Annotated in this window: 18 protein-coding genes; 3 read left to right on the forward strand and 15 right to left on the reverse strand. The window is 67.4% G+C overall.

Going from position 1 to position 20,911, the window contains the following annotated elements; genetic code table 11:
- Positions 1-25: 25 nt before the first annotated feature.
- The 4 genes from ACZ50Q_RS17550 to flgB form a co-directional block, all read right to left on the reverse strand.
- Positions 26-1,510 (reverse strand): flagellar hook-basal body complex protein, encoded by a 1,485-nt coding sequence (locus ACZ50Q_RS17550; protein ID WP_464079111.1) that lies wholly within the window; start codon positions 1,508-1,510, stop codon positions 26-28.
- Between the two features lie 78 nt (positions 1,511-1,588).
- Positions 1,589-2,287, reverse strand: coding sequence for a flagellar hook capping FlgD N-terminal domain-containing protein (locus tag ACZ50Q_RS17555; protein ID WP_092582854.1), 699 nt, complete (start codon positions 2,285-2,287; stop codon positions 1,589-1,591).
- A gap of 20 nt (positions 2,288-2,307) precedes the next feature.
- Positions 2,308-2,727: a flagellar basal body rod protein FlgC gene (gene flgC / locus ACZ50Q_RS17560; protein WP_092582853.1), complete on the reverse strand. Its 420-nt coding sequence runs from the start codon at positions 2,725-2,727 to the stop codon at positions 2,308-2,310.
- Between the two features lie 22 nt (positions 2,728-2,749).
- The gene (gene flgB / locus ACZ50Q_RS17565; RefSeq protein ID WP_076521349.1) at positions 2,750-3,157 is read right to left on the reverse strand and encodes a flagellar basal body rod protein FlgB; all 408 of its coding nucleotides are present in this window, start codon (positions 3,155-3,157) and stop codon (positions 2,750-2,752) included.
- Positions 3,158-3,334: 177 nt separating this feature from the next.
- Here flgB and flgA point away from each other — a divergent pair, with 177 nt between their 5' ends.
- The 3 genes from flgA (at position 3,335) to ACZ50Q_RS17580 (ending at position 4,978) form a co-directional block, all read left to right on the forward strand.
- Positions 3,335-4,051, forward strand: coding sequence for a flagellar basal body P-ring formation chaperone FlgA (flgA, locus tag ACZ50Q_RS17570; RefSeq protein WP_464079112.1), 717 nt, complete (start codon positions 3,335-3,337; stop codon positions 4,049-4,051).
- A 128-nt stretch (positions 4,052-4,179) separates the two neighbouring features.
- Complete coding sequence (gene flgM / locus ACZ50Q_RS17575; RefSeq protein ID WP_092582852.1) at positions 4,180-4,473, forward strand: flagellar biosynthesis anti-sigma factor FlgM; 294 nt, start codon at positions 4,180-4,182, stop codon at positions 4,471-4,473.
- Between the two features lie 31 nt (positions 4,474-4,504).
- Complete coding sequence (locus ACZ50Q_RS17580) at positions 4,505-4,978, forward strand: flagella synthesis protein FlgN (protein ID WP_076521351.1); 474 nt, start codon at positions 4,505-4,507, stop codon at positions 4,976-4,978.
- 81 nt (positions 4,979-5,059) lie between these two features.
- Here the strand turns inward: ACZ50Q_RS17580 and flhF are convergent, their stop codons facing one another.
- The 11 genes from flhF to cheA form a co-directional block, all read right to left on the reverse strand.
- The gene (flhF, locus tag ACZ50Q_RS17585; protein WP_464082009.1) at positions 5,060-7,528 is read right to left on the reverse strand and encodes a flagellar biosynthesis protein FlhF; all 2,469 of its coding nucleotides are present in this window, start codon (positions 7,526-7,528) and stop codon (positions 5,060-5,062) included.
- 671 nt (positions 7,529-8,199) lie between these two features.
- Complete coding sequence (gene flhA / locus ACZ50Q_RS17590; protein WP_076521353.1) at positions 8,200-10,320, reverse strand: flagellar biosynthesis protein FlhA; 2,121 nt, start codon at positions 10,318-10,320, stop codon at positions 8,200-8,202.
- 3 nt (positions 10,321-10,323) lie between these two features.
- Complete coding sequence (flhB, locus tag ACZ50Q_RS17595; RefSeq protein WP_076521354.1) at positions 10,324-11,478, reverse strand: flagellar biosynthesis protein FlhB; 1,155 nt, start codon at positions 11,476-11,478, stop codon at positions 10,324-10,326.
- Positions 11,479-11,640: 162 nt separating this feature from the next.
- Complete coding sequence (locus ACZ50Q_RS17600; protein WP_464079113.1) at positions 11,641-13,188, reverse strand: methyl-accepting chemotaxis protein; 1,548 nt, start codon at positions 13,186-13,188, stop codon at positions 11,641-11,643.
- A 233-nt stretch (positions 13,189-13,421) separates the two neighbouring features.
- Positions 13,422-14,054 carry a protein phosphatase CheZ gene (gene cheZ, locus ACZ50Q_RS17605; RefSeq protein ID WP_076521355.1) on the reverse strand — a complete coding sequence of 211 codons (633 nt, stop codon included), beginning with the start codon at positions 14,052-14,054 and terminating at the stop codon, positions 13,422-13,424.
- Between the two features lie 8 nt (positions 14,055-14,062).
- Positions 14,063-14,452: a chemotaxis response regulator CheY gene (gene cheY / locus ACZ50Q_RS17610; protein WP_056316584.1), complete on the reverse strand. Its 390-nt coding sequence runs from the start codon at positions 14,450-14,452 to the stop codon at positions 14,063-14,065.
- 51 nt (positions 14,453-14,503) lie between these two features.
- Complete coding sequence (locus ACZ50Q_RS17615) at positions 14,504-15,562, reverse strand: protein-glutamate methylesterase/protein-glutamine glutaminase (protein WP_464079114.1); 1,059 nt, start codon at positions 15,560-15,562, stop codon at positions 14,504-14,506.
- A 22-nt stretch (positions 15,563-15,584) separates the two neighbouring features.
- The gene (locus ACZ50Q_RS17620) at positions 15,585-16,439 is read right to left on the reverse strand and encodes a CheR family methyltransferase (RefSeq protein ID WP_076521357.1); all 855 of its coding nucleotides are present in this window, start codon (positions 16,437-16,439) and stop codon (positions 15,585-15,587) included.
- 8 nt (positions 16,440-16,447) lie between these two features.
- Positions 16,448-18,151, reverse strand: coding sequence for a methyl-accepting chemotaxis protein (locus tag ACZ50Q_RS17625; protein ID WP_464079115.1), 1,704 nt, complete (start codon positions 18,149-18,151; stop codon positions 16,448-16,450).
- A 92-nt stretch (positions 18,152-18,243) separates the two neighbouring features.
- On the reverse strand, positions 18,244-18,744 hold the full coding sequence (gene cheW / locus ACZ50Q_RS17630) for a chemotaxis protein CheW (protein ID WP_076521359.1): 501 nt from the start codon (positions 18,742-18,744) through the stop codon (positions 18,244-18,246).
- 16 nt (positions 18,745-18,760) lie between these two features.
- Positions 18,761-20,899 (reverse strand): chemotaxis protein CheA, encoded by a 2,139-nt coding sequence (gene cheA / locus ACZ50Q_RS17635; RefSeq protein WP_464079116.1) that lies wholly within the window; start codon positions 20,897-20,899, stop codon positions 18,761-18,763.
- Positions 20,900-20,911: the final 12 nt, after the last annotated feature.

A 20,911-nucleotide genomic window follows, 5' to 3' on the forward strand; every position in this document is an offset into this window, starting at 1 on the left:
GGTGTCGTCACTTGCCCTGCGGGCTTTACTTCAGGTTCATCAGGACTTGCATGATTTCGTCCTGGGTCTTGATGGTCTGCGAGTTGGCCTGGTAGGTGCGCTGGGCGATGATCATGTTGACCAGCTCCTTGCTCATGTCCACGTTGGACGCTTCGGTCGCCTGACCGACCACCGTCGACATGCTGTTGGTGCCGGGCTGGCCCAGGATCGGCTGGCCGGAAGCCGCCGTTTCCTTCCAGGCGTTGTTGCCCACGGGCTGCAGGCCCTGCAGGTTGGAGAAGTCGGCCAGCACGAGGGTGCCGACGACCTGGGTTTCGCCGTTGGTGTAGCTGGCGACCAGGCTGCCGTCGGTGCTGATGTTGATGCCGCTGAATTCGCCGGAGGTGTAGCCGTCGGGCTTGGCAACCAGCTTGTAGTTGCTGCCGTACTGGGTCGTGCCGGTGTAGTTGATCGCGACGTTCAGCGGATCGGCCGGGGTGGCGGTGCCGCCGGGCTGGGCGAAGGTCAGGTTGACCACCGGTGCGCTGGTCAGCGTGCCGGCGTTGTTGAACGTGAACTGCTGGGGGTTGCCCCAGACGCCGCCCGCCTCGGTCGTGGGCGCCATGGCCTGGCCGTCCATCGTGTAGTACACGTCGTACACGCTGGTGCCGCCGACGGCCGGACGCTTGACGAAGTACTGCATGACCTGGTGCGAATTGCCCAGCGAATCGAACACCGTCATGGGCGAGGCGTTCGTGTAGGTGTCGGAGAGCTTGGGGTCGAAGGGCCGGCCGAGTTCGGTGACGGCGGCGGTGTAGTCGACGTAGCCGGCAACCTGGGTAAGGTCGCCCGCCGTCACCGCGCCAGTTCCGTCAACCGTGATGACATTGGGCGCCGTGCCGTAATCGCCGGCGGGCGGCGCGTTGACCCACACGATATTGCCCACGGCGTCGCGCGTGAACTCATAGGTATCGGCGGGCAGCGGCGGCGTCGTGCCGGTCATCGTCACGGAACCGTTGACGGCAGGCGAGGTCACCGTGTCGGTCAGGTAGATGACCTTGGCATTCGCATCCAGGTTGGCCACGGTCGTGGCGCTGGTGGTGGCCAGGGGCGCCACGTTGGCCGTGGGCAGTTGAAGTTCCACCGGGTTCGCGCCGACGGCGCCGGGCGGGTAGCCGGTCAGGCGGTAGCCCTGGGCGTTGACGATGAAGTTGTTCTTGTCGACGAGGAACTCGCCGTTGCGCGTATACATGACCGCGCCGGCCTGGTCCGTCACGCGGAACATGCCCTTGGCGCCGTCGATGGCGATGTCGTATTCGCCGCCGCCGCCCGTCACGGAGCCGACCGTGAAGCGCTGGTTGATCGCCGAGACCTTGACGCCCAGGCCCACGCGCGAGCTGGCGTAGACGTCAGCGAACGAAGCGGTCGCCGACTTGAAGCCGACGGTGCCGGAGTTGGCAATGTTGTTGCCGATGACGTCCAGGTTCTGCGCAGCGGCGTTCAAGCCGCTCAATCCTTGTCCGAAGCCCATGTTTACTCTCGCTAATCGCTAATTCTTTAGTGGAAAAGCCGCCGCCCGTGCGCCGGCACCGATTCATATCCGCCTGATTCAGGCGCCGACCACCTTGCGCACGTCCAGCATGCTGGTCTGGCCGTCCAGGCCCAGGTCCAGACGCAGGCCGTTGGTGGAGTACGCCACGCTCTTGACCATGCCGTAGCTCAACACTTCCGAATTGACCTTCGTGCCCTCGGCGTCGGTCGCCAGCACGGACACGTTGTACGCGCCCGCCTCCAGCGCCACGCCGGCGTCGTTCTTGCCGTCCCATTCCAGCGTGTACACGCCGGTCTTCTGCTCGCCCAGCTCGATGGTGCGCACGACGGCGCCATTCGAATCCGAGATGCGAACCTGCACCTTGGTGGCATCGCCCTGCAGGTCCAGACCGTACGGCGTGACCACGCGGTCCGCCGGATTGACGCTATCGACGCCGACCTTGACCTTGGTGCCCGGGATCAGGACGCCCTTGCCGATCATCGACACGGCATTCATCGACTGGGATACGTCGATCTGCCCGCTGATGGCCAGCATGGTGTTCTTGAGATTGGTGATGCCTTCCACCGTGGAGATCTGCGCCAGCTGCGACGTCAGTTCCGCGTTCTGCATCGGGTTCAACGGATCCTGGTTCTGGAGCTGCGTGACCAGCAGCTTCAGGAACTGGTCCTGCAGGCCCTGCGCGGTGCTGGTGCTGGCGGCGCCGGTTTGCGCCAGGCCCATGGCCGTGGTGCTCGTGGATTGATCGACGGTGGTCATGGATACGCTCTGGCTGGAAATTAGGATTGACCGATGGTCAGGGTTTTCTGCATCAACGCCTTGGCGGTGTTCAACACCTCGACGTTGGCCTGGTAGGACCGCGATGCCGCAATCATGTTGACCGTTTCGGCCACGGGGTCGACGTTGGGCATGCTGACGTAGCCCTGGGCGTCGGCCATGGGATGCTTGGGGTCGTAGACCTGCTTGAGCGGCGACTGGTCCTGGACCACGCCGGCCACGCGCACGCCGCCGATTTCCTGCCCGAGCGCCTGGCCCGCGGCGGGGTTGACCTGGAACACGACCTGACGGGCGCGATAAGGCTGGCCGTCCGGCCCCACCACGCTGTCGGCGTTGGCCATGTTGCTGGCCGCCACGTTCATGCGCTGCGACTGCGCGCTCAGCGCCGAACCGGCGATATCGAAAATGCTCAACAAGGACATTGCCTGTCGCTCCTGTTAAAGATCAATCCTGGATGGCGGTCTGCAGGCCCCGGATGCGGCTGGAGATCAGTTGCATCGTGCTCTGGTAATGCAGGGTGTTGTCGGCGAACTGCACGCGCTCGATGTCCATGTCCACCGTGTTGCCATCCATGCTGGGCTGGTACGGCAGGCGGTACAGCAGGTCCGTCGGACCCTGCGACACGGCCTTGGCCGGAATGTGGCGGGCGGACGTCAGCGTGAGCGACGTATCGGGCAGGCGCTTGGACCCTTCAAGGGCGTTCTGCATCGCCGCCTTGAAGTCGATGTCGCGCGCCTTGTAATGCGGCGTATCGGCGTTGGCGATGTTTGAGGACAGCACCTCCTGGCGCTGGGCGCGCAGTCCCAGTGCAGTCTGGTAGAACCGGAAATCTTCGTTGAGCCTGTCGAGCATCGTGACGCCTTCAATACGTTGCTTTGGGTCCGCACGGGGCCTGTCCAGCACACCGTTATCCCATTGGATGACGGCATGATAGGGGCCGGACCCTGAACACAATCAGCCAAATAACCCGTCATTTCTCATCCAATTCACGTATTGCCGAACGCCGCCCACTTCTACAATTCATCCATCATGAAAATCTCCGCAAGACTCCTACACGCGCGCGCCTGCCTTGCCGCCCTGCTGCTGGCCACGGCCGCCGCCGCCCAGGCGCAGGACGCGTCGGCCGCCCAGGCGCCCGAAGCAGTCGTCATTGCGGCGCAGACCTATCTGCAGGAACGGCTGGCCTCCCTGCCCGGCGAAGCGGCCATTGCCATCGACCCGCCGCGCACCGACCGCCTGACGCCCTGCGAGACTTTGTCCCCATTTCTTCCGTCGGGCATGCGGCTGCGCTCCCGGATGACCGTGGGCGTGCGCTGCAACGCGCCCAAGCCCTGGACCGCCTATGTGCAGGCGACGGTCAGCGTGTCCGGCCACTACTACGTGGCCTCGCGGCTGATCGCCAAGGGCCAGGCCCTGACGCCCGCGGACCTGGACGCGCGCGAAGGCGACCTGATCACCCTGCCCCCCGGCGCCATCACCGACCCGCAGGCGGTCGCCGGGATGACGGCCGCGTTCCGGATCAACGCCGGCCAGCCCATCCGCAGTTCATCGTTGCGCAACGCCCAGTCGGTAATGCGCGGCACCAACGTGCGCATCAACGCGCGAGGCAACGGTTTCATGGTCAGCAGCGAAGGCGAGGCCCTGGACAATGCGGCGCCCGGCGCCGTCGTCCAGGTGCGCACCGCAGGCGGTCAAGTGGTCAGCGGCATCGTCCGCAACGCCACCCTGGTCGAAGTACAGCTATAGATAATGTTACAAATCGCGTTTGCGACGGGTGTGCGTATACCCTAAAGTTCCTTCGGCCCTTGTCGTTACAGAGACATAAGTAGGCGGATCCGTCGCAAACCGACCCAGGACGCCCTGCGGAGAAAACCTTGAAAATCAATTCGACCACTAACCGGCCCCTGTCGGCCGACGCCGTCGGTGCCCGCGCCGAGACCGCGGTTAGCCAGGCCTATGGCGCCGGCAGCGCCACGGGCTCGAGCAGCTCGCAAGTGGCGCTGAGTTCGGCATCGCGCAAGATGCTGGCCCTGCAAGACGGCTCGAACGACATCAACGTCGAGCGCGTCGCGGCCATCCGTGCCGCCATCGCGTCCGGGCAGCTCAAGATCGACACCGGCCGCATCGCCGACAGCCTGATCGCCAGCGCCCGCGACCTGCTGAAGTAATTCTTTCACCTTCTGTATTGAGCAGCCCGTCATGAGCCTTGTCGATGCCCTGCAATCCTGCATGAAGCAGGAAGACGCCCTGATCACCGAATTTTCCTCGATCCTCGAGGAAGAAACCGAGGTCCTGGTCGGACAGGGCAGCGTCGAGGCGCTGAACCTCATCACCGAGCGCAAGCGCGGCGTCGCCCAGCAACTGGTCGACCTGAGCCAGACGCGCGACAACCTGCTCAGCGAGATCGGCCTGCCCGCCGGCCATGCCGGCACCGAACAGGCGGCGGTGCAGTATCCGCAGCTTTCCGGCGTGTGGCAGGCCCTGTTGACCAAATCGGCCTCGGCCAGCGAAATCAACCTGCGCAATGGCGCGCTCATCGACGTGCACCTGCGCTATACCCAGCAGTCGCTGGACGCCCTGCGCAACGTCGGCGTCGGCAGCGCATCGACCTATGACGCCCAGGGCCGCGGCGCCCGCAGCGCGCCGGGGCGCAAGCCCATCGTGGCGGGCTGACGCCTTCCTGTCCTGATAAAAAAAGCGGCGTGCATGGCACGCCGCTTTTTTTTGCTCGATGGCGCGCGGGCGCCGGGTCGGTCACGCCCCGCCCGTCATCTCCAGCAGCGCGAACATCTTGAGCAGCGCCACCGGCAGCATCTTGCCCGACAGCTTGCGCTCGGATCCGACGCCGACGATGCCCGACAACGGGCCGCGCACGACCTCCGCGGCGGGGGAATGGGCGAGCTGCCAGCACGCCGCGCCGAGCTGCCCCGCCATCAGCGACTGGCGCGCCAGCGTATGGGCGCCATCGACCGCCGGCAACGCCTGCCAGGCGTTGGCCATGTAGCGGAAGGCCGCCTTGGCCTCGTCCTGTAGGACCAGCCAGCGTGCAATCGTCGCGGCGTCGGCCTGTGACGCGGGTAGATTCGTGGCGCCGAACAACTGGCCCGCCACCTCGCCGCTGACCGTGTCGATCAGCCGCGCGCAGACCAGGCGCACGCTGGCGCCCTGCCCCTTGGCCGGCAGCACGACTTCGGTGCCGGACGCCCACAGCGCCAACGGCACGGTCTTGCCGTCGCGCACCAGGCGCAGGCCCGGCATGTCGCCCGGCTGGCCCACCGGCAGGTAACCCACGCTCTTGCCGACGGCGTTCAGGTTGGTGGGGCATTCATCCTGGGACACGCGCAGGCCGCCCGGGCAGCGCGCCACCCACGACACGCCCTGGTCGCTGAACGACTGCCACAGCGCGGCCGTGCCCGCCTCGAGCATATGGACGAGCGGCAGCGACGGCAGGCGTTCGCCCAGCCAGCGCACGCGCGCCGCCAGCGCCGCGGCCGGGTCCGGCTGCGCCGGGGCCGCGGGCGCGAAGGAAGTCAGCATCCCGTGCGGCAGCACGAGCTGCTGCGCCGGCGCGGCCAGCGCCGCGCCGCGGTCGCTCATCAGGACCGCGCCCAGCAGCGTGCCGCCAGGCAAGGCCTCGCCCTTCATGGCCGTCTTGCCGTGCATCACAAGCAGATTGCGGCTGCAGGCCGCGGAGAACTCGCGGCGCGCCATCGCCAGCGGCTCGTCGCCCAGCGCGGCCAGGCTCGCGCCCGCGCCGTCGCCGACATACTCGCGCCAGGCGGTGCGCGCCTGCAGGCAGGCCGCATCGTTGTCCAGCCAGGCAATGGTGTCGTCCAGGCGCTGCGCGGCGGCGATCGACGCCGCCCCGCCCTGCTGCGGCAGGATGGCCGAGGCCAGCAACTGCCGGCGGCGCACGGGATCCACGGCGTCGGGCTCGCGCGACGAGGACACCAGTGATGCCAGGTCGGCTTCGCTGGGGGTGTACAGCGCGCGGGCGCGTTCCACCATAGAGAACGCGCGGTCGATCAGCACGTCCGGGCGGGCCAGCTCCATGTGCTCGGGCACCTTCTGCCCGACCGACATGTAATGGATGGGCAGGCGGTGGCGAATCGCGGTGTCCAGGGCCGCGCCCAGGCGGGTGGCCTCGTCCAGCTTGGTGATGATGCAGCCGGCCACGTCCTCGCCCACGCCGTTGCGGTAGGCGTGCGCCACCTCGTCCAGGGTATCGCCCTGGCTGGCGGCGTTCAGCACCAGCAGGCGGCGCACGGGCTTGCCTGCGTTGCACAGCATGGAGGCCTGCTCGGCCACCAGGCGATCGCGCTGGCTGATGCCGGTGGTATCGATCAGCACGATCTTGCGGTTGCCCAGCTCGGCCAGGATGCGGCGCAGCTCGCCCGCGTCACGCACCGAATGCGCGGGCACGCCCATCAGGCGGCCATAGATCTGCAATTGTTCCAGCGCGCCGATCCGGAACAGGTCGGTCGTCAGCATCGCGACCTGTTCGCGCCCTTCGCGGGCGACGCAGCGGGCCGCCAGCTTGGCCAGCGTGGTGGTCTTGCCCACCCCGGTCGGGCCGACCAGCGCATACACGCCGCCGGCCAGGAATTCGTCTTCGGACCGCAGCACAGGCAGGTGCGTCACCAGCTCGTTGCGCGCCCAGCTCAGCGCGGCCTCGGCGCCCAGGCCTTGCGGCAGGCGTTCGACCAGCGTGCGGACCAGCTTCGTGCTAAAGCCCGCGTCCAGCAGGCTGCGGAACAGCGCGGCGCCGGCCGGTTCGCGGCCCGGCCCCTGGCGGCCGCCCCACAGCAGGCCATCCATGCGGCTTTCGAGCGCGCCGCGCAAGGCGCTGATCGCGTCCTGCAGGCCGGCGGCCGTATCGCCGGGCAGGCTGGCGGGCGGGGTGCCGTGCGGCGGGCGCACCGGCGCGTCCGGCGTGCGCGCCATGGCGGGCGGCGCGGGCGGTTGTGATGGCGCGGGCGGCACGTCGGCCGCGCGCGTCGCGGGCGCGGGCGGCGCGGGCGGCGCGGCGTAGTGGCGGGATTCCTGGTAGGCGGTGGCGGGCGCGGTGGCCATGTGGGCCGAGGGCGCAGCGGTCATGGGGGCCGCCGGCGCGGCCGATGAGGCCATGTGCACGGACGGCGCGGCGGCCGCGGCCATGCGGGCGACAGGCGCCGACGCGGGCGCAAGCGCGGGAAGTTCGACCCGCACCGCGGCGCCCGGCATCGGCGTTGCCGGGGCGGCCGGCATCGGCGTTGCCGGGACCGCCGGCGCGGCCGGGGCGCGATTCGCCGCCAGGGCGCCTGGGTTCGTCACGGACGGGGCCGGCTGCGACACGGGCGGGACAGGCTGCGATGCGGGCGGCGCGAACGACGCCGGCGCCGTCGACGGTTCGTCCGCCGGCAGGGCTGACGCGGCGTACGCGGATTGATAAGCGGCGATAGACCGCGCGGGCGCCACGTATGCCGGCGCCGGCATCGCGGCGGGCGGCTGGAAGGACGGCATTGCCGCAGGCGCGGCGGGCGGGCGCTCGGCCCCGGCCGGCGCGGCAAACGGCGAACTCGCGGGCTGGCGCTCCTGGGGCGGCTGGGGGTAAGACGGCTGCGCGTAACCCGGCTGCGGCTGGGGCTGCGGGGTGTGCGGCTGCGGGGTGTGCGGCTGCGGGGTGTGCGGCTGCTGGGTGTGAGCCGGCTGCGCCAGGCCCGGCCGCGCCTGACCCGGCGACTCCTGCGGCGGCGTCTGCGCGGGCGCCTCGTCGAACGCGCCATCGACGGTGGCCAGCACCTCGATGCCGCCCTCGACGCTGCGGTTCGACACGATCAACGCGTCCGGTCCCAGGGCCTCGCGCACCTGGCGCATCACGTCACGGGTGTTTGCCCCGTAAAAACGGCTGATCTTCATTGCCCGTTGCTCCCGCCGATCAGCGCCGTCACGCGGACGATGCGCTCATCGGGAATTTCCGTGTTCGACAAGACGCCAAGCTGCGGCAGGTGATGCCGCAGGAAGCGCGACAGCGGCGCGCGCAAGACCGGCGACACCAGCAGCACCGGCGCATTGCCTTGCGATTCCTGCTTTTCGACCGCCAGTTGCGCCTCGCGCAGCAGCGTGTCGGCCAGGCCGGGCTCCAGGCCCCCGCTGGTCGTCATGGCCTGCGACAGCACGCGTTCGAGCTTCACATCCAGGCCGATGACCCGCAGTTCCCCTTCGCCGGGGAACCACTGCTGCGTGATGGCCCGGCCCAGCGCGCGGCGGGTCAGCGCGATCAGCTCGTTGATGTCGGGCTGGCCGCCCGAGCCGGCCGCCAGCGCCGCCAGGCGCGGACCATGCTCGGAAAGCGTGTCGATGATGGTGCGCATGTCGCGGATGGGCACCTCTTCCGACAACAGGCCCTGCAGCACCTTCTGCAGCGCGGTGAGCGACAGCGTCTTGGGCACCAGGTCCTCCACCAGCTTGGGCGCATCGCGGCCGATGCGGTCCAGCAGCTGCTGCACTTCCTGGCGGCCCAGCAGGTTCGAGCCGTGGCGGTGCATCAAGTGGTTCAAGTGCGTGGCCACGACCGTGCCGGCGTCCACCACGGTGTAACCCGCCACCTGGGCCTGATCCCGCAGCGAGCCGTCGATCCACAGCGCGGGCAGGCCGAAGGCCGGATCGGTGGTGGGCGTACCCTTGATCTGCATCGTCACGCCGCCCGGATCGATGGCCAGCCACTGGCCCGGCATGGCGACGCCGTTGCCGACCTCGACGCCGGACAGCAGGATGCGGTAATCGTTCGGCTTGAGCTCCAGGTTGTCGCGGATGTGCACCACAGGCGGCAGGAAGCCCACGTCCTGCGCGAACTTCTTGCGCAGGCTGCGGATCCGGTGCAGCAATTCGCCGTTCTGGGCGTGGTCGACCAGGGGAATCAGGCGGTAGCCGACCTCCAGCCCCAACTGGTCCACCATGGATACGTCTTCCCAACTGGCCTCGGCGGCGGCGGCTTGCGCCTGGGTGATCGCCTGCGGCGGCACCTCCTCGGCCGCCACGGCCGCGGCCAGCGCGCGCTTGCGCAGCATCCAGCCGCCCCAGCCCAGCGCGCCGGCCAGCGTCAGGAACGCGACGTGCGGCATGTTGGGGATCAGGCCCATGATGCCGATGATGCCGGCGGTCAGGAACAGGACGCTGGGGTTGGAGAAAAGCTGGCTGATGATCTGCTGGCCGATGTCCTGGTCCGTGGACACGCGCGACACGACCACGCCGGCGGCGGTGGAGATCACCAGCGCCGGGATCTGCGCGACCAGGCCGTCGCCGATGGTCAACAGCGTGTAGACGCGCGCCGAGTCGCCCATCGACATGTCATGTTGGGCCACGCCCACGATCAGGCCGCCGATGATGTTGATCGCCATGATGAGCAGGCCGGCGATGGCGTCGCCGCGCACGAACTTGCTGGCGCCATCCATCGAGCCGAAGAAGTCCGATTCCTGCGAGACCTCCGAGCGGCGCTTGCGCGCCTCGTCCTCGCCGATCAGGCCGGCGTTCAGGTCGGCGTCGATGGCCATCTGCTTGCCGGGCATGGCGTCCAGGGTGAAGCGCGCGCCGACTTCCGCGATACGGCCCGCACCCTTGGTGATGACGATGAAGTTGATGATGGTCAGGATGATGAAGACGATGATCCCGACGGTGAAGTTGCCCCCCACCAGGAAGTGCCCGAAAGCCTCGATCACCTTGCCCGCGGCGTCCGGACCCGTATGCCCGTTCAGCAGCACGACGCGCGTGGACGCCACGTTCAGCGACAGGCGCAGCAAGGTGGCAAACAGCAGCACGGCCGGGAACGCGGCAAAATCCAGCGGCTTGCGCGTGAACATGGCCACCAGCAGGATCATCACGGACAACGCAATGTTGAAGGTGAACAGCAGGTCCAGCAGGAACGTGGGCAGGGGCAGCACCATCATGCCCAGCACCATCACGATCAGGATGGGACCCGCCAGCAGCCGCGCATGCGCGGCGCCGTTACTCTTGAACATGGTGAGCAGTGCGCTCATTCCTTAAACTCCTTGTGCTGCGGTTTTTGCCTGCGGGTCCAGTTCGGCTGGCACGTTCAGTCTGGTGGGGGCTGTCGGTTCATGCCCCCAGCCCGAGCGCCAGGATCGTAGCTGGAAAACCCATGCCAGCACTTCCGCCACCGCGGTATACAGCTCGGCCGGGATTTCCTGCCCCAGCTCGACGTGTTGATGCAATGCGCGCGCCAGCGGCGGCGCCTCCAATGTGGGAATCCGGTTCTCGGCGGCCAGCTCGCGGATCTTGGCGGCGATGATGCCCGTTCCCTTGGCCAGCACGACCGGCGCGCCGCCCTTCGATTCGTCGTACTTCAGCGCCACCGCGTAATGCGTGGGGTTGGTCACCACCACGTCGGCCTTGGGCACCTCGGACATCATGCGCCGGCGCGCCGCCTGGCGCTGCTGCTGGCGGATGCGGGCCTTGACGTGCGGATCGCCTTCGCTTTCCTTGTGCTCCTGGCGCACGTCTTCCTTGGACATCCGCAGCTTCTTCAGGTGGCTGAAAATCTGCCAGGGCACGTCCAGCATCACGATGATCAGCAGGGACGCGACGATGAAGGCGCAGCACATCGCCACCAGGCTCAGCGCCTTGGTCAGCGCGGCCGACGGCGCCACGTGCATCAGGCCCAGCATGTCGTCGTGATAGCGCCAGATTACCCAGACCGCCACGCCGCCCACCAGCAATGCCTTGGCCAGCGCCTTGACCAGTTCCACGACGGTCTGCGCCGAAAACATGCGTTTCAGGCCGGCCAGCGGGCTGAGCTTGGAAAAGTTGGGCTGCAGGGGCTTGGTCGAAATGATGATCCCGCCCAGCACGACGCTGGACAGCACGGCGATCACCGCGAGCAGGCCGAAGATCGGCAGCAGCGTCAGCAGGGCATGGCCAAAGCCGCTGACCGCCTGCTCGACCATCACGCCCGGGTCCAGCGCCACGCGCTGGTCGAACGCCAGCCCGCTGCGCAGCACGCCGCTCAGGCCCTCGTACAGCGATCCGCCGCTCGCCCAGATGGCGCCGACCCCGACCGCCAGCATCATGAACGTCCCCAATTCCCGGGAACGCGCAATCTGCCCCTCCTCGCGCGCCTTTTCCAGGCGCCTGGGAGAGGCGGCTTCGGTTTTCTCGAGGTCGCTTTCTTCGGACATGCTCTACGGGATCGTTGCGGCTCGCTGACGTGGAAATGCAAGCCGCCCGCCGAGATTCTAGGAGGCGGCGGGCCTGAGCGATATGCCAAGAAGCGGGAAGAAAGCGGCGCTATTCCCCAATGCGCCGCCGCCGGCCGCGCCGCCCCTCCCGGGCGGGGCGGTTCAGCCTGCCGCCTGCGCCACCGGGTCGCCGGCGCCCTGCCCGTCCAGGACGGCCTGGAAGCGGGCATAGTCCAACCCGATGCGCACCGCGCCCCAGTGTTCCGGCCCCAGATAAATGGGCAGGGAGATGTCGTTGACGATCTCGCCCGTGTCGCGCGAATACGTCTGGAACAATTGCGCGCCGGTATTGGCGGCCAGCCGCGCGCCGACGGGGTCGTCGAAGATCCGCTTGTTCCGGACCCGGGCGATGTCGACCTTGGGGTCGCCGGTCGGCGCGTGCGAGAAGCGGCTGTTGTGGGCGGGCGCGTAGCCCCGGTTGTCCACCAGGATGGTGTAGATGGCGCCGGGCACGGCCTCCAGCACGCTGTCTAGCAGGCGCGTGAGGGGCTCCTCGATGGTCCGGTCATAGGCGGTGTGGTAGCGCGGCGGCTCGCTGCCGGGAATGCGCTGGTAGTGGCGGTCGAACACGTCGAGCCCGCGCCGCCGGGCTTCCTGCAACAGGCTGCCCGCCGCGTCGGCAAAGGCCTCCAGCGAATCGGACAGGCTGTCGAACGCCGTGTCGCCCGTGCGCATGTCGGCCAGCACCTCTTGCACGCTTTCGGTCTGCCGGCGGATGCGGTCGATCTCGCCGGACATGCTGCCCACCCGCTCCAGCACGTCCGCGCTCAGGGCCGCGATGCGCCCCACTTCCTGGCTCATGCCGTGATTGGTGGCGTCGACCTCGCCGATCGCCTGGACCACGTCGCCGACCTGCCGGTTCATGCTGTCGAAATCCCGCACGAAGCGTTCAAAGCCGCCGCAGGTGCGGTCCAGCACCGCGCCTGAAGCGTCCACGTCATCGCGCAGCGTGCCGGTCTGGCGCTGCGTGGACGACACCAGATCCAGCATCTGCGTCGTGTGGCGGCCGATGTCGCTGGTGGCGGTGTTGACGCGCTCGGCCAGCCGGCCGACCTCGCTGGCCACCACGGCAAAGCCCCGCCCCGCGTCCCCTGCCCTGGCCGCCTCCACGCCCGCGTTCAAGGCCAGCAACTGGGTCTGCAGCGCAATGTCCTTGATCACCTTGCTGATGTCGCCGACCGACTGCGCGCGCGCCGCCAACTGCCCCACCACCTCGGTGAAGGCCGCCATCTCCCGCGTCATGCGGTCGACCCGCTCCTTGACGTCGGTCAGATCGGCCAGCGCCTGCTGCGCGGCATGCAGGTTCTGGCCGGAGACCGCCGCGATCTCGCGGGCGTGCGTGGAAGTCGAGGCGGACAGGTCGGCGATCTGGGCGCCGCTGGCCGCCAGCGCCTCGGCCGCCCGCGCCTGCTCGCGCGCCAGCAGCGAACAGCGGCCCGCCTGGAACTGCGTGCGCGCCGCATTGAGCGCGATCTCGATACTGGATTGGCGCACCGTCATGACCCGCACGCGGATCTGCGCCAGGAAACGGTACAGCGGCCATGCGGCCGGACTGATGGACAGGGCGCGCTCGGACAGCATCGCGTCGCCGCGGTTGAGCCGTCGCAACAAGCCCCACATGCCGCCCAGGCGGAATACGGATCTGGCCACAATGAACCTCCTTTCCCTGGCCCGGACCGCCTTCTGCGGGCATCCATGGCCTGGCGCGCGTGGGCGCGCCTTGTCTCGCGCTGCAAGGCCCCGATTATTGTTGGCAGGAGTCTATCGGCCGGGCGGCGTTTGCGCCCTTAGGGAATACGTCAGGAGGCGGATGTCCGGCACCTCTGGAGCGTGCGGGCGGCAAGACCTGCGTCTTGCGCCCATGCCGGACATCGCGGCCGGGCTCAGAAGCCCAGGCTGGCCAGCAGGTCGTCGACCTGGTCCTGGCTGGTGACCACGTCGGTCTTGCCCTGCGGGTTGATCTGCGGGCCGTTGAGCAGGCTGTTGGCTTCGTCGCGGCGCTCTTGCGGCACGTTGTCCAGCAGCACCTGCAGCAGCTCGCGCTCGATCGCACCCACCACGTCCATCATGCGCATGATGACCTGGCCCGTCAGGTCCTGGAAGTCCTGCGCCATGATGATTTCCATGAGCTTGGACTGGGTCTGCTGCGTCTGATTCGGGACGTCGGCCAGGAAGGCCCGCGTGTCCTTCACCAGTTCGCGCGCCTCGGGCATTTCCAGCGGCTGGTCGTACCACTGCTGCCAGCGGCTATCCAGCGCCTGCGCCGAACGCGCCATGTTGTCCTGGATCGGACCGGCCTGTTCGGTGGCATTGAGCACCCGGTTGGCCGCCTGCTCGGTCATCTGCGCCACATAACGCAGACGGTCACGCGCGTCGGGAATGGCATTGGCCGCGTCCTTGATCGCCTGATCCAGGCCAAGCTCGCGCATGCTGTCGCGCAGCATGCGGGTGAGCGAGGCGATGCGATGGATCAGGTCGGGCGACTCTGTCGGGTCAACTGTTTCCGTTGAGCTCATCACACACCTCAGCCGCCAATTTTTTCGAAGATCTTGTTCAGCTTTTCTTCCAGCGTCGCCGCGGTGAAAGGCTTGACCACGTAACCGTTGGCGCCGGCCTGGGCCGCCGCAACGATGTTTTCCTTTTTGGCTTCCGCCGTCACCATCAGCACCGGCAACGAGGCCAGCGACGCATCGGCGCGGATCTGCTTGAGCATCTCCAGCCCGTCCAGGTTGGGCATGTTCCAGTCGGACACCACGAACTGGAAGCCGCCGTTGCGCAGCTTCTCCAGGCCAATGGCGCCGTCCTCGGCCTCATCCACGTTTTCGAAACCCAGCTCTTTGAGCAGGTTGCGGATGATCCGCCGCATAGTGGGGAAGTCATCCACCACCAGAATCTTCAGGCCCTTGTCTACCATCTTTCACTCCAGAAAAAATTTGCTTGAGATCGATCGTGGCGTCAGTCCGCGTCAAACGCGGTGCCCACGGTCGCCCAGGCGAGTCAGAATGCGTTCGCTCATCGCCGACAACGGCACCACTTCAGAAGCAGCCCCGATGGCGATGGCCTCGCGGGGCATGCCGAAGACCACGCAGCTCGCTTCGTCCTGCGCGATCGTGTGCGCGCCCGCCCGGTGCATGGCCAGCATGCCGGCGGCGCCGTCCTTGCCCATCCCCGTCAGGATCACGCCGATGGCGTTCTTGCCGGCCGCGACGGCTGCGGAGTTGAACAGCACGTCCACCGACGGGCGGTGGCGGTTGACGGGTTCGCTGGCTTCCAGCTCGATCACGTAGTTGGCGCCGCTGCGGCCCAGCCGCATGTGCGTTTCGCCGCCCGGCGCCAGATACACGTGCCCGGGCAGTACCCGTTCGCCATGCACGGCCTCGCGCACGGTCACGGCGCACAGGGCGTCCAGGCGCTGCGCGAACGAGCGCGTGAAGCCGGCCGGCATGTGCTGCGTAATCAGGATGGCGGGGCTGTCGGGCGGCAGCGGCTGCAGCACTTCGCGGATGGCCTCGGTGCCGCCCGTCGACGAGCCCACGATGACCAGCTTTTCCGAGCTGGACAGCGGACGCCGCAGCATGGCCGCGGGCGCGGCCGGCGCCGCATGGGGCGTGGGCGCGCGCAGCTTGGCGCGCGAAGCGGCGCGGATCTTGTCGGCGATGAGTTCGGTGTATTCGAGCAGGCCGTCGCGGATGCCCAGCTTGGGCTTGGTGACGAAATCGATGGCGCCCAGTTCCAGCGCGCGCAGGGTGATTTCCCCGCCGCGCTCGGTCAGCGACGACACCATCACCACCGGCATGGGGCGCAGGCGCATCAGCTTTTCCAGGAAATCCAGCCCGTCCATGCGGGGCATTTCCACGTCCAGCGTCAGCACGTCCGGGTTGTGCCGCTTGATCAGCTCACGCGCGACCAGCGGATCGGGGGCCGTGGCGACCACTTCCATATCCGGCTGGCTATTGATGATTTCGGTCATCAAGCCGCGCACGAGCGCCGAGTCGTCCACACACAAAACACTGATTTTCTTCATATTCTTTGCTGCCCTGGCCCGGTCAGGCCTTATTTGCGCATTCGTAGACCGTCTGCCCGCGCAGGCGGAAATCGCGGCTGATGTACGTAAAGTTCTCCGAGTGGCCGGCGAACAGCAGGCCGCCCGGCTTCATCAGCGGCACGAACCGCTCCAGGATCTTGGCCTGGGTCGGCTTGTCGAAATAGATCATGATGTTGCGGCAGAAGATCACGTCGAATTTTTCCGTGATCCCCCACGAAGGCGACAGCAGGTTCAGCGTCTCGTAGCGCACCATGTCGGCGATCTCGGGTCGCACCCGCACGTGCCCTTCGTTCGCGCCGCGCCCCTTCAGGAAGAACCGGCGCAGGCGGTCGGCTTCCATCTTCGCGACGCGCTCGTACGGATAGACGCCGCTACGCGCCTTGTTCAGCACGTTGGTGTCGATGTCCGTCGCCAGCACGGTCGAGCCCGCGGCGCGCGGGCCCAGGGCTTCGGTCAGCGTGATCGCGATGGAATACGGCTCTTCGCCCGTGGACGCCGCACAGCACCAGACCGACACCGGTCCGCCGCGCTTCTTGGCAAAGTCCGCCAGGATCGGGAAGTGGTGCGACTCGCGGAAGAACGCCGTCAGGTTCGTCGTGAGCGCATTGATGAAGTCTTCCCACTCCGCTGCGTCCGGCTCGTTTTCCAGGCTGTCGAGATAGCTGGCGAAGTCCTGCCCGCCCAGGGCGCGCAGCCGCCGCGCCAGACGGCTGTAGACCATCTCGCGCTTGTGCGTGCCCAGCGAAATGCCGGCGCGCGCGTGGATCATCTTGCGGACGCGGGAAAAGTCCGCGTCCCGGAAGTCAAACTGGCGGTCCACCGGAATGGACGGGGCCGTATTCGCCGAAGTTGCCACGCGTATCCTCAGCGTCCCAGCGCAGGCGCATCGGGCGCTTGCAGGCGGGCATCGTCATAAGTGGCGTGCACCGAAGACAGGCGATGCGCCGGCACTTCGATGACTTCGCCCGTGTTGATCTTGAACACCGCGACCGCTTCGGCCAGGCGCTGCGCCTGTTCCTGCAGCGAGCCGGCGGCGGCCGCGGCCTCTTCCACCAGCGCCGCGTTCTGCTGCGTCACTTCGTCCATCTGCGACACCGCGCGGTTCACCTGGTCGATGCCGCTGGACTGCTCCTCGGACGCCGCCGAGATCTCGCCCATGATGTCCGTCACGCGCTTCACCGAGGCCACGATTTCCTGCATCGTCGCGCCGGCGCGTTCGACCTGCTGCGAACCCGCGCCCACCTTGGACACCGAATCCTCGATCAGGCCCTTGATTTCTTTGGCGGCCTGCGCGCTGCGCTGCGCCAGCGAGCGCACTTCGCCCGCCACCACCGCAAAACCCTTGCCCTGCTCGCCCGCGCGCGCCGCTTCCACCGCGGCGTTCAGCGCCAGGATGTTGGTCTGGAACGCGATGCCGTCGATGACCGACACGATTTCCGAGATCTTGCGCGAGCTGGCCGAAATGCCTTCCATGGTGTGCACCACTTCCGACACCGCCGAACCGCCGCGCTCGGCCACGTCCGATGCGCTGGCGGCCAGTTGATTGGCCTGGCGCGCGTTGTCGGCGTTCTGCTTCACGGTCGAGGCCAGCTCTTCCATCGAGGCAGCGGTCTCTTCCAGCGAGGCGGCCTGCTGCTCGGTGCGGCTGGACAGGTCGGTGTTGCCGGCCGCGATCTCGTGCGACCCGACGTTGATTTCGTCCACGCCGCGGCGCACCGAGGCAACCGTGCGCGTCAGGCTTTCCTGCATGCGCTTGAGCGCCGCAAAGAGCTGGCCGATTTCGTTGGTGTTGCTGACCTCCACGCGGGCCGTCAGGTCGCCGCCCGCAATGCGGTCGAAGTGGTGGCCGGCTTCCTTCAACGGCTGCAGCACGCGGCGGCGCAGGAAAACATAGGTAGCAAAGACCAGCAGCGCGGCGATGATGCCGCCGGCGCCGACGGCCATCAAGACGAACTGGTAGCGCACCTGCGCCACGTCGAACGCGTCCATCATCTTGCTGGCGCGCCAGAAATCGAAGCCTTCGACGGCGCGCGCGAAACGGCCTTCCAGCGCGTCCTGCACCTTCTGGACCTGCGTCTGGTAGGCCGTCATGTCCGCCTTCTCCAGCGCGCCGACCAGCGGGGTGAGGCCCTGCTGCACGAGGACCGCGTAGGAGTCCTCGATTTCCTTGAGCGCCTCGGCCGCTTCGGGGGGCCGGGGCAGCGTCTTGAAGAAGTCGAACTCGGCCTGCCCCTTGTTGAGCGACGCCTTCGCGCGCTCCAGCAGGCCGGCCGCCTCGCTCGACAGCCCTTGCGTCAACAGGGCCGGCTGGCCCACGCTGCGCACGATGTCCGCGTAGTTCGCCGACGCGGCGCGGCCCAGGCCGTTCAACGTGTCCTTGTAGCTCGACACGACGCGGCTGACGGCGTCATCCAGTTCCTGCGATTGCTTGATTTCAGCCAGCGTCCCGTTGCTGACGCGCAGCGACAGCACACCCAGCGCGGCTCCGATCACCAACATGAATGAGAAAAACGCCAGCACCCACAACAGGCTGCTGCGTATCGTCATGTTCGCGAAAAACTTGCGCATCACAAGACCATCCCTAGACTGCAATCGTTAAAGGAAAGCGCCACATCGCGATCAATATGGCGCCTCTACCCCGCATTCCGGCCGGACTCCGATCAGGAGGCGACCTTCTCCACCAACGCCATTTCGTCGCTGGTCATCAGCTTTTCGATATCCACCAGGATCAGCATCCGCTCATCCACCGTGCCCAGGCCGGTGAGATATTCGGTCGACAGCGTGGCGCCGAATTCGGGCGCCGGACGGATCTGGCCCGAATTGAGCATCAGCACGTCGGACACACCGTCCACCACGATGCCGACGACGCGGCGGTCCAGGTTCAGGATGATGACGACGGTCTGCTCGTTGTATTCGACGCGGCCCAGGTTGAACTTGATGCGCAGGTCCACGATCGGCACGATGATGCCGCGCAGGTTCGTCACGCCCTTGATGAACGGGGGAACGTTTGCGATGCGGGTAACCGTGTCGGCGTCGTAGCCGCGGATTTCCTGCACCTTCAGGATGTCGATGCCGTATTCTTCGTCGCCCAGCGTGAAGACCAGGAACTCGCTGCCGACATCTTCGTTGCGCGCGGCTTGCGCATGCGGTTTGGCTGCCATGATTTTTAGTGCTCCATCAATTCAGAACGGCTTCGGGCTGCGACCAGCGTTCCCGGTTGGCGCGCGCGAGCGCAAATACGTCGACAATCAGGGCCACGCTGCCATCGCCAAGAATGGTGGCGGCGGAAATGCCCGGGACCTTGCGGTAATTCGATTCCAGATTCTTCACGACCACCTGGTGCTGCCCGATCAGATGATCGACCAGCAGCGCAAAGCGGCGGTCTTCGGCCTGCATGATGACGGCGATCGCCTGCGTGGGATCGGTCTGGGCCTCGCCCACCGAGAACACGCGGTGCATCTCCACCAGCGGCAGGTATTCGCCGCGCACGTGCATGACGCGCTCGTTGCCCGCCACCGAATAGATCTGGTCGTTCGTGGGCTGCAGCGACTCGGTGACGTGATTCAGCGGCAGGATGAAGGTTTCCTCGCCCACGCGCACCGACATCCCGTCCAGGATCGCCAGCGTCAGCGGCAGCACGATGCGCGTCGTGGTGCCGTGGCCCGGTTCGCACGACAGCTGCACGTGGCCGCCCATGTCCTGGATGTTCCGGCGCACCACGTCCATGCCGACGCCGCGGCCGGAAATGTCCGTGACCTTTTCCGCGGTCGAGAAGCCCGGCGCGAAAATGAGCTGCCAGATCTCGTCGTCAGGCGAATTCTCGTTCACGGCCAGGCCCTGCGCCATGGCCTTTTTCAGGATCTTTTCGCGGTTCAGGCCGCCACCGTCGTCGCTGACTTCGATGACGATGTTGCCGCCGTTGTGCTGCGCGGACAAGACGAGCTGCCCGACCGGATCCTTGCCCGCGGCGATACGCTTTTCGGGCGTTTCGATGCCGTGGTCCAGGCTGTTGCGCACCAGGTGGGTCAGCGGGTCGATGATGCGCTCGATCAGGCTCTTGTCCAGCTCAGTCGCGCGGCCGTAGGTCTGCAGTTCGATCTGCTTGCCCATCTTGCCGGCGATGTCGCGCACCAGGCGCGGGAAGCGGCTGAACACGTAATCCATCGGCATCATGCGAATGGACATGACCGCTTCCTGCAGGTCGCGGGCGTTGCGCTCAAGCTGTTCCATGCCATTGAGCAGGCGGTCGTGCAGCACCGGATCCAGCGTCGAGGCGGTCTGGGCCAGCATGGCCTGCGTGATGACCAGTTCGCCCACCAGGTTGATCACCTGGTCGACTTTTTCCACGCCGACGCGGATCGACGTCGATTCCTTGTCCGCGTGGGCAGGTGCGGCGGCGGCCGGCCGGGCGGCCGCGCGGGCAGCCGGGGCATCGGCGGCAGCAGCCGATTCGGCCACGGGCGCTTCCGGCACAGGCGCGGCAACCGGCGCGGGGGCCGGCTGCGCGGCCGGCGCGGCTTCGGCTACCGCAGGCGCGGCGTCGCCGCTGGCGGGAGCCGCCTCACGGGTAATGCTGAGCTGGTCGCCGTCGACGATGAAGCAGCACACGGCCTCGATGTCGTCGGGCGTGCAGGTGCTCTCGACCCACACGGTCAGCGCGCCGTTGCTACGGTCGCTCGCCTTGACGGTGCCGAGATTGCCCATTTCTTCGAGCAGGGACGCGGCGTCCTTGTCCGATACCTTGGTGATGCGCACGCGCAGCGGCAGGCCGCCGGCCTGCGCGCCCGATTCCGCGGCCGCGGCGGCGGGCGCGGCAGGCGCCACGGGTTCGGGCTGGGGCTGGGGCGCCTGCTGCACCGGGGCGGGTGCCGGGGCCGGGGCGGCGGGCGCCGGGGCAGCGGCCGCCGCGGGATCCTTATGCTCCAGCGCAAGCTGCCTCAACACGGCGCAGATACGCTCAAACACGGCATCATCGGGCTCTTCGGAGGCCCGATAGGCATCCAGTTGGCTTTTGAGCACGTCTTTCGTTTCCAAGAAAATATCAATCATGTCCGTGCGCAGCGCCATTTCGCCGCGACGGATCGCGTCCAGAAGGTTTTCAAGCAGATGGGTCGTGCCCGCCAGCTGCGTGAAACAGCCGAACGTCGCCGCGCCCCCCTTGATCGAATGGGCCGCGCGGAAAATGGCGTTGAGCTGCTCGATGTCGGGCGCACCCACATCGAGCTCGAGCAGGAGCTGCTCCATTTGCGCGAGCAGCTCGTCCGCCTCGTCGAAAAAGGTCTCGTAAAACTGACTGAGGTCCAAACCAGAACTCATGACCCGTACGCC

Source organism: Achromobacter sp. T5-5, assembly GCF_055397965.1.

Bases quoted from the DNA above. Each gene is read 5' to 3' on its own strand.
- flhB (WP_076521354.1), bottom strand. From the start codon at position 11,478: ATGTCCGAAGAAAGCGACCTCGAGAAAACCGAAGCCGCCTCTCCCAGG.
- cheY (WP_056316584.1), bottom strand. From the start codon at position 14,452: ATGGTAGACAAGGGCCTGAAGATTCTGGTGGTGGATGACTTCCCCACT.
- cheZ (WP_076521355.1), bottom strand. From the start codon at position 14,054: ATGAGCTCAACGGAAACAGTTGACCCGACAGAGTCGCCCGACCTGATC.
- ACZ50Q_RS17555 (WP_092582854.1), bottom strand. From the start codon at position 2,287: ATGACCACCGTCGATCAATCCACGAGCACCACGGCCATGGGCCTGGCG.
- ACZ50Q_RS17615 (WP_464079114.1), bottom strand. From the start codon at position 15,562: ATGAAGAAAATCAGTGTTTTGTGTGTGGACGACTCGGCGCTCGTGCGC.
- flgC (WP_092582853.1), bottom strand. From the start codon at position 2,727: ATGTCCTTGTTGAGCATTTTCGATATCGCCGGTTCGGCGCTGAGCGCG.
- cheA (WP_464079116.1), bottom strand. From the start codon at position 20,899: ATGAGTTCTGGTTTGGACCTCAGTCAGTTTTACGAGACCTTTTTCGAC.
- ACZ50Q_RS17625 (WP_464079115.1), bottom strand. From the start codon at position 18,151: ATGCGCAAGTTTTTCGCGAACATGACGATACGCAGCAGCCTGTTGTGG.
- ACZ50Q_RS17580 (WP_076521351.1), top strand. From the start codon at position 4,505: ATGAGCCTTGTCGATGCCCTGCAATCCTGCATGAAGCAGGAAGACGCC.
- ACZ50Q_RS17550 (WP_464079111.1), bottom strand. From the start codon at position 1,510: ATGGGCTTCGGACAAGGATTGAGCGGCTTGAACGCCGCTGCGCAGAAC.
- flgA (WP_464079112.1), top strand. From the start codon at position 3,335: ATGAAAATCTCCGCAAGACTCCTACACGCGCGCGCCTGCCTTGCCGCC.
- flhA (WP_076521353.1), bottom strand. From the start codon at position 10,320: ATGAGCGCACTGCTCACCATGTTCAAGAGTAACGGCGCCGCGCATGCG.
- flgB (WP_076521349.1), bottom strand. From the start codon at position 3,157: ATGCTCGACAGGCTCAACGAAGATTTCCGGTTCTACCAGACTGCACTG.
- flhF (WP_464082009.1), bottom strand. From the start codon at position 7,528: ATGCCGGGCGCCGCGGTGCGGGTCGAACTTCCCGCGCTTGCGCCCGCG.
- cheW (WP_076521359.1), bottom strand. From the start codon at position 18,744: ATGGCAGCCAAACCGCATGCGCAAGCCGCGCGCAACGAAGATGTCGGC.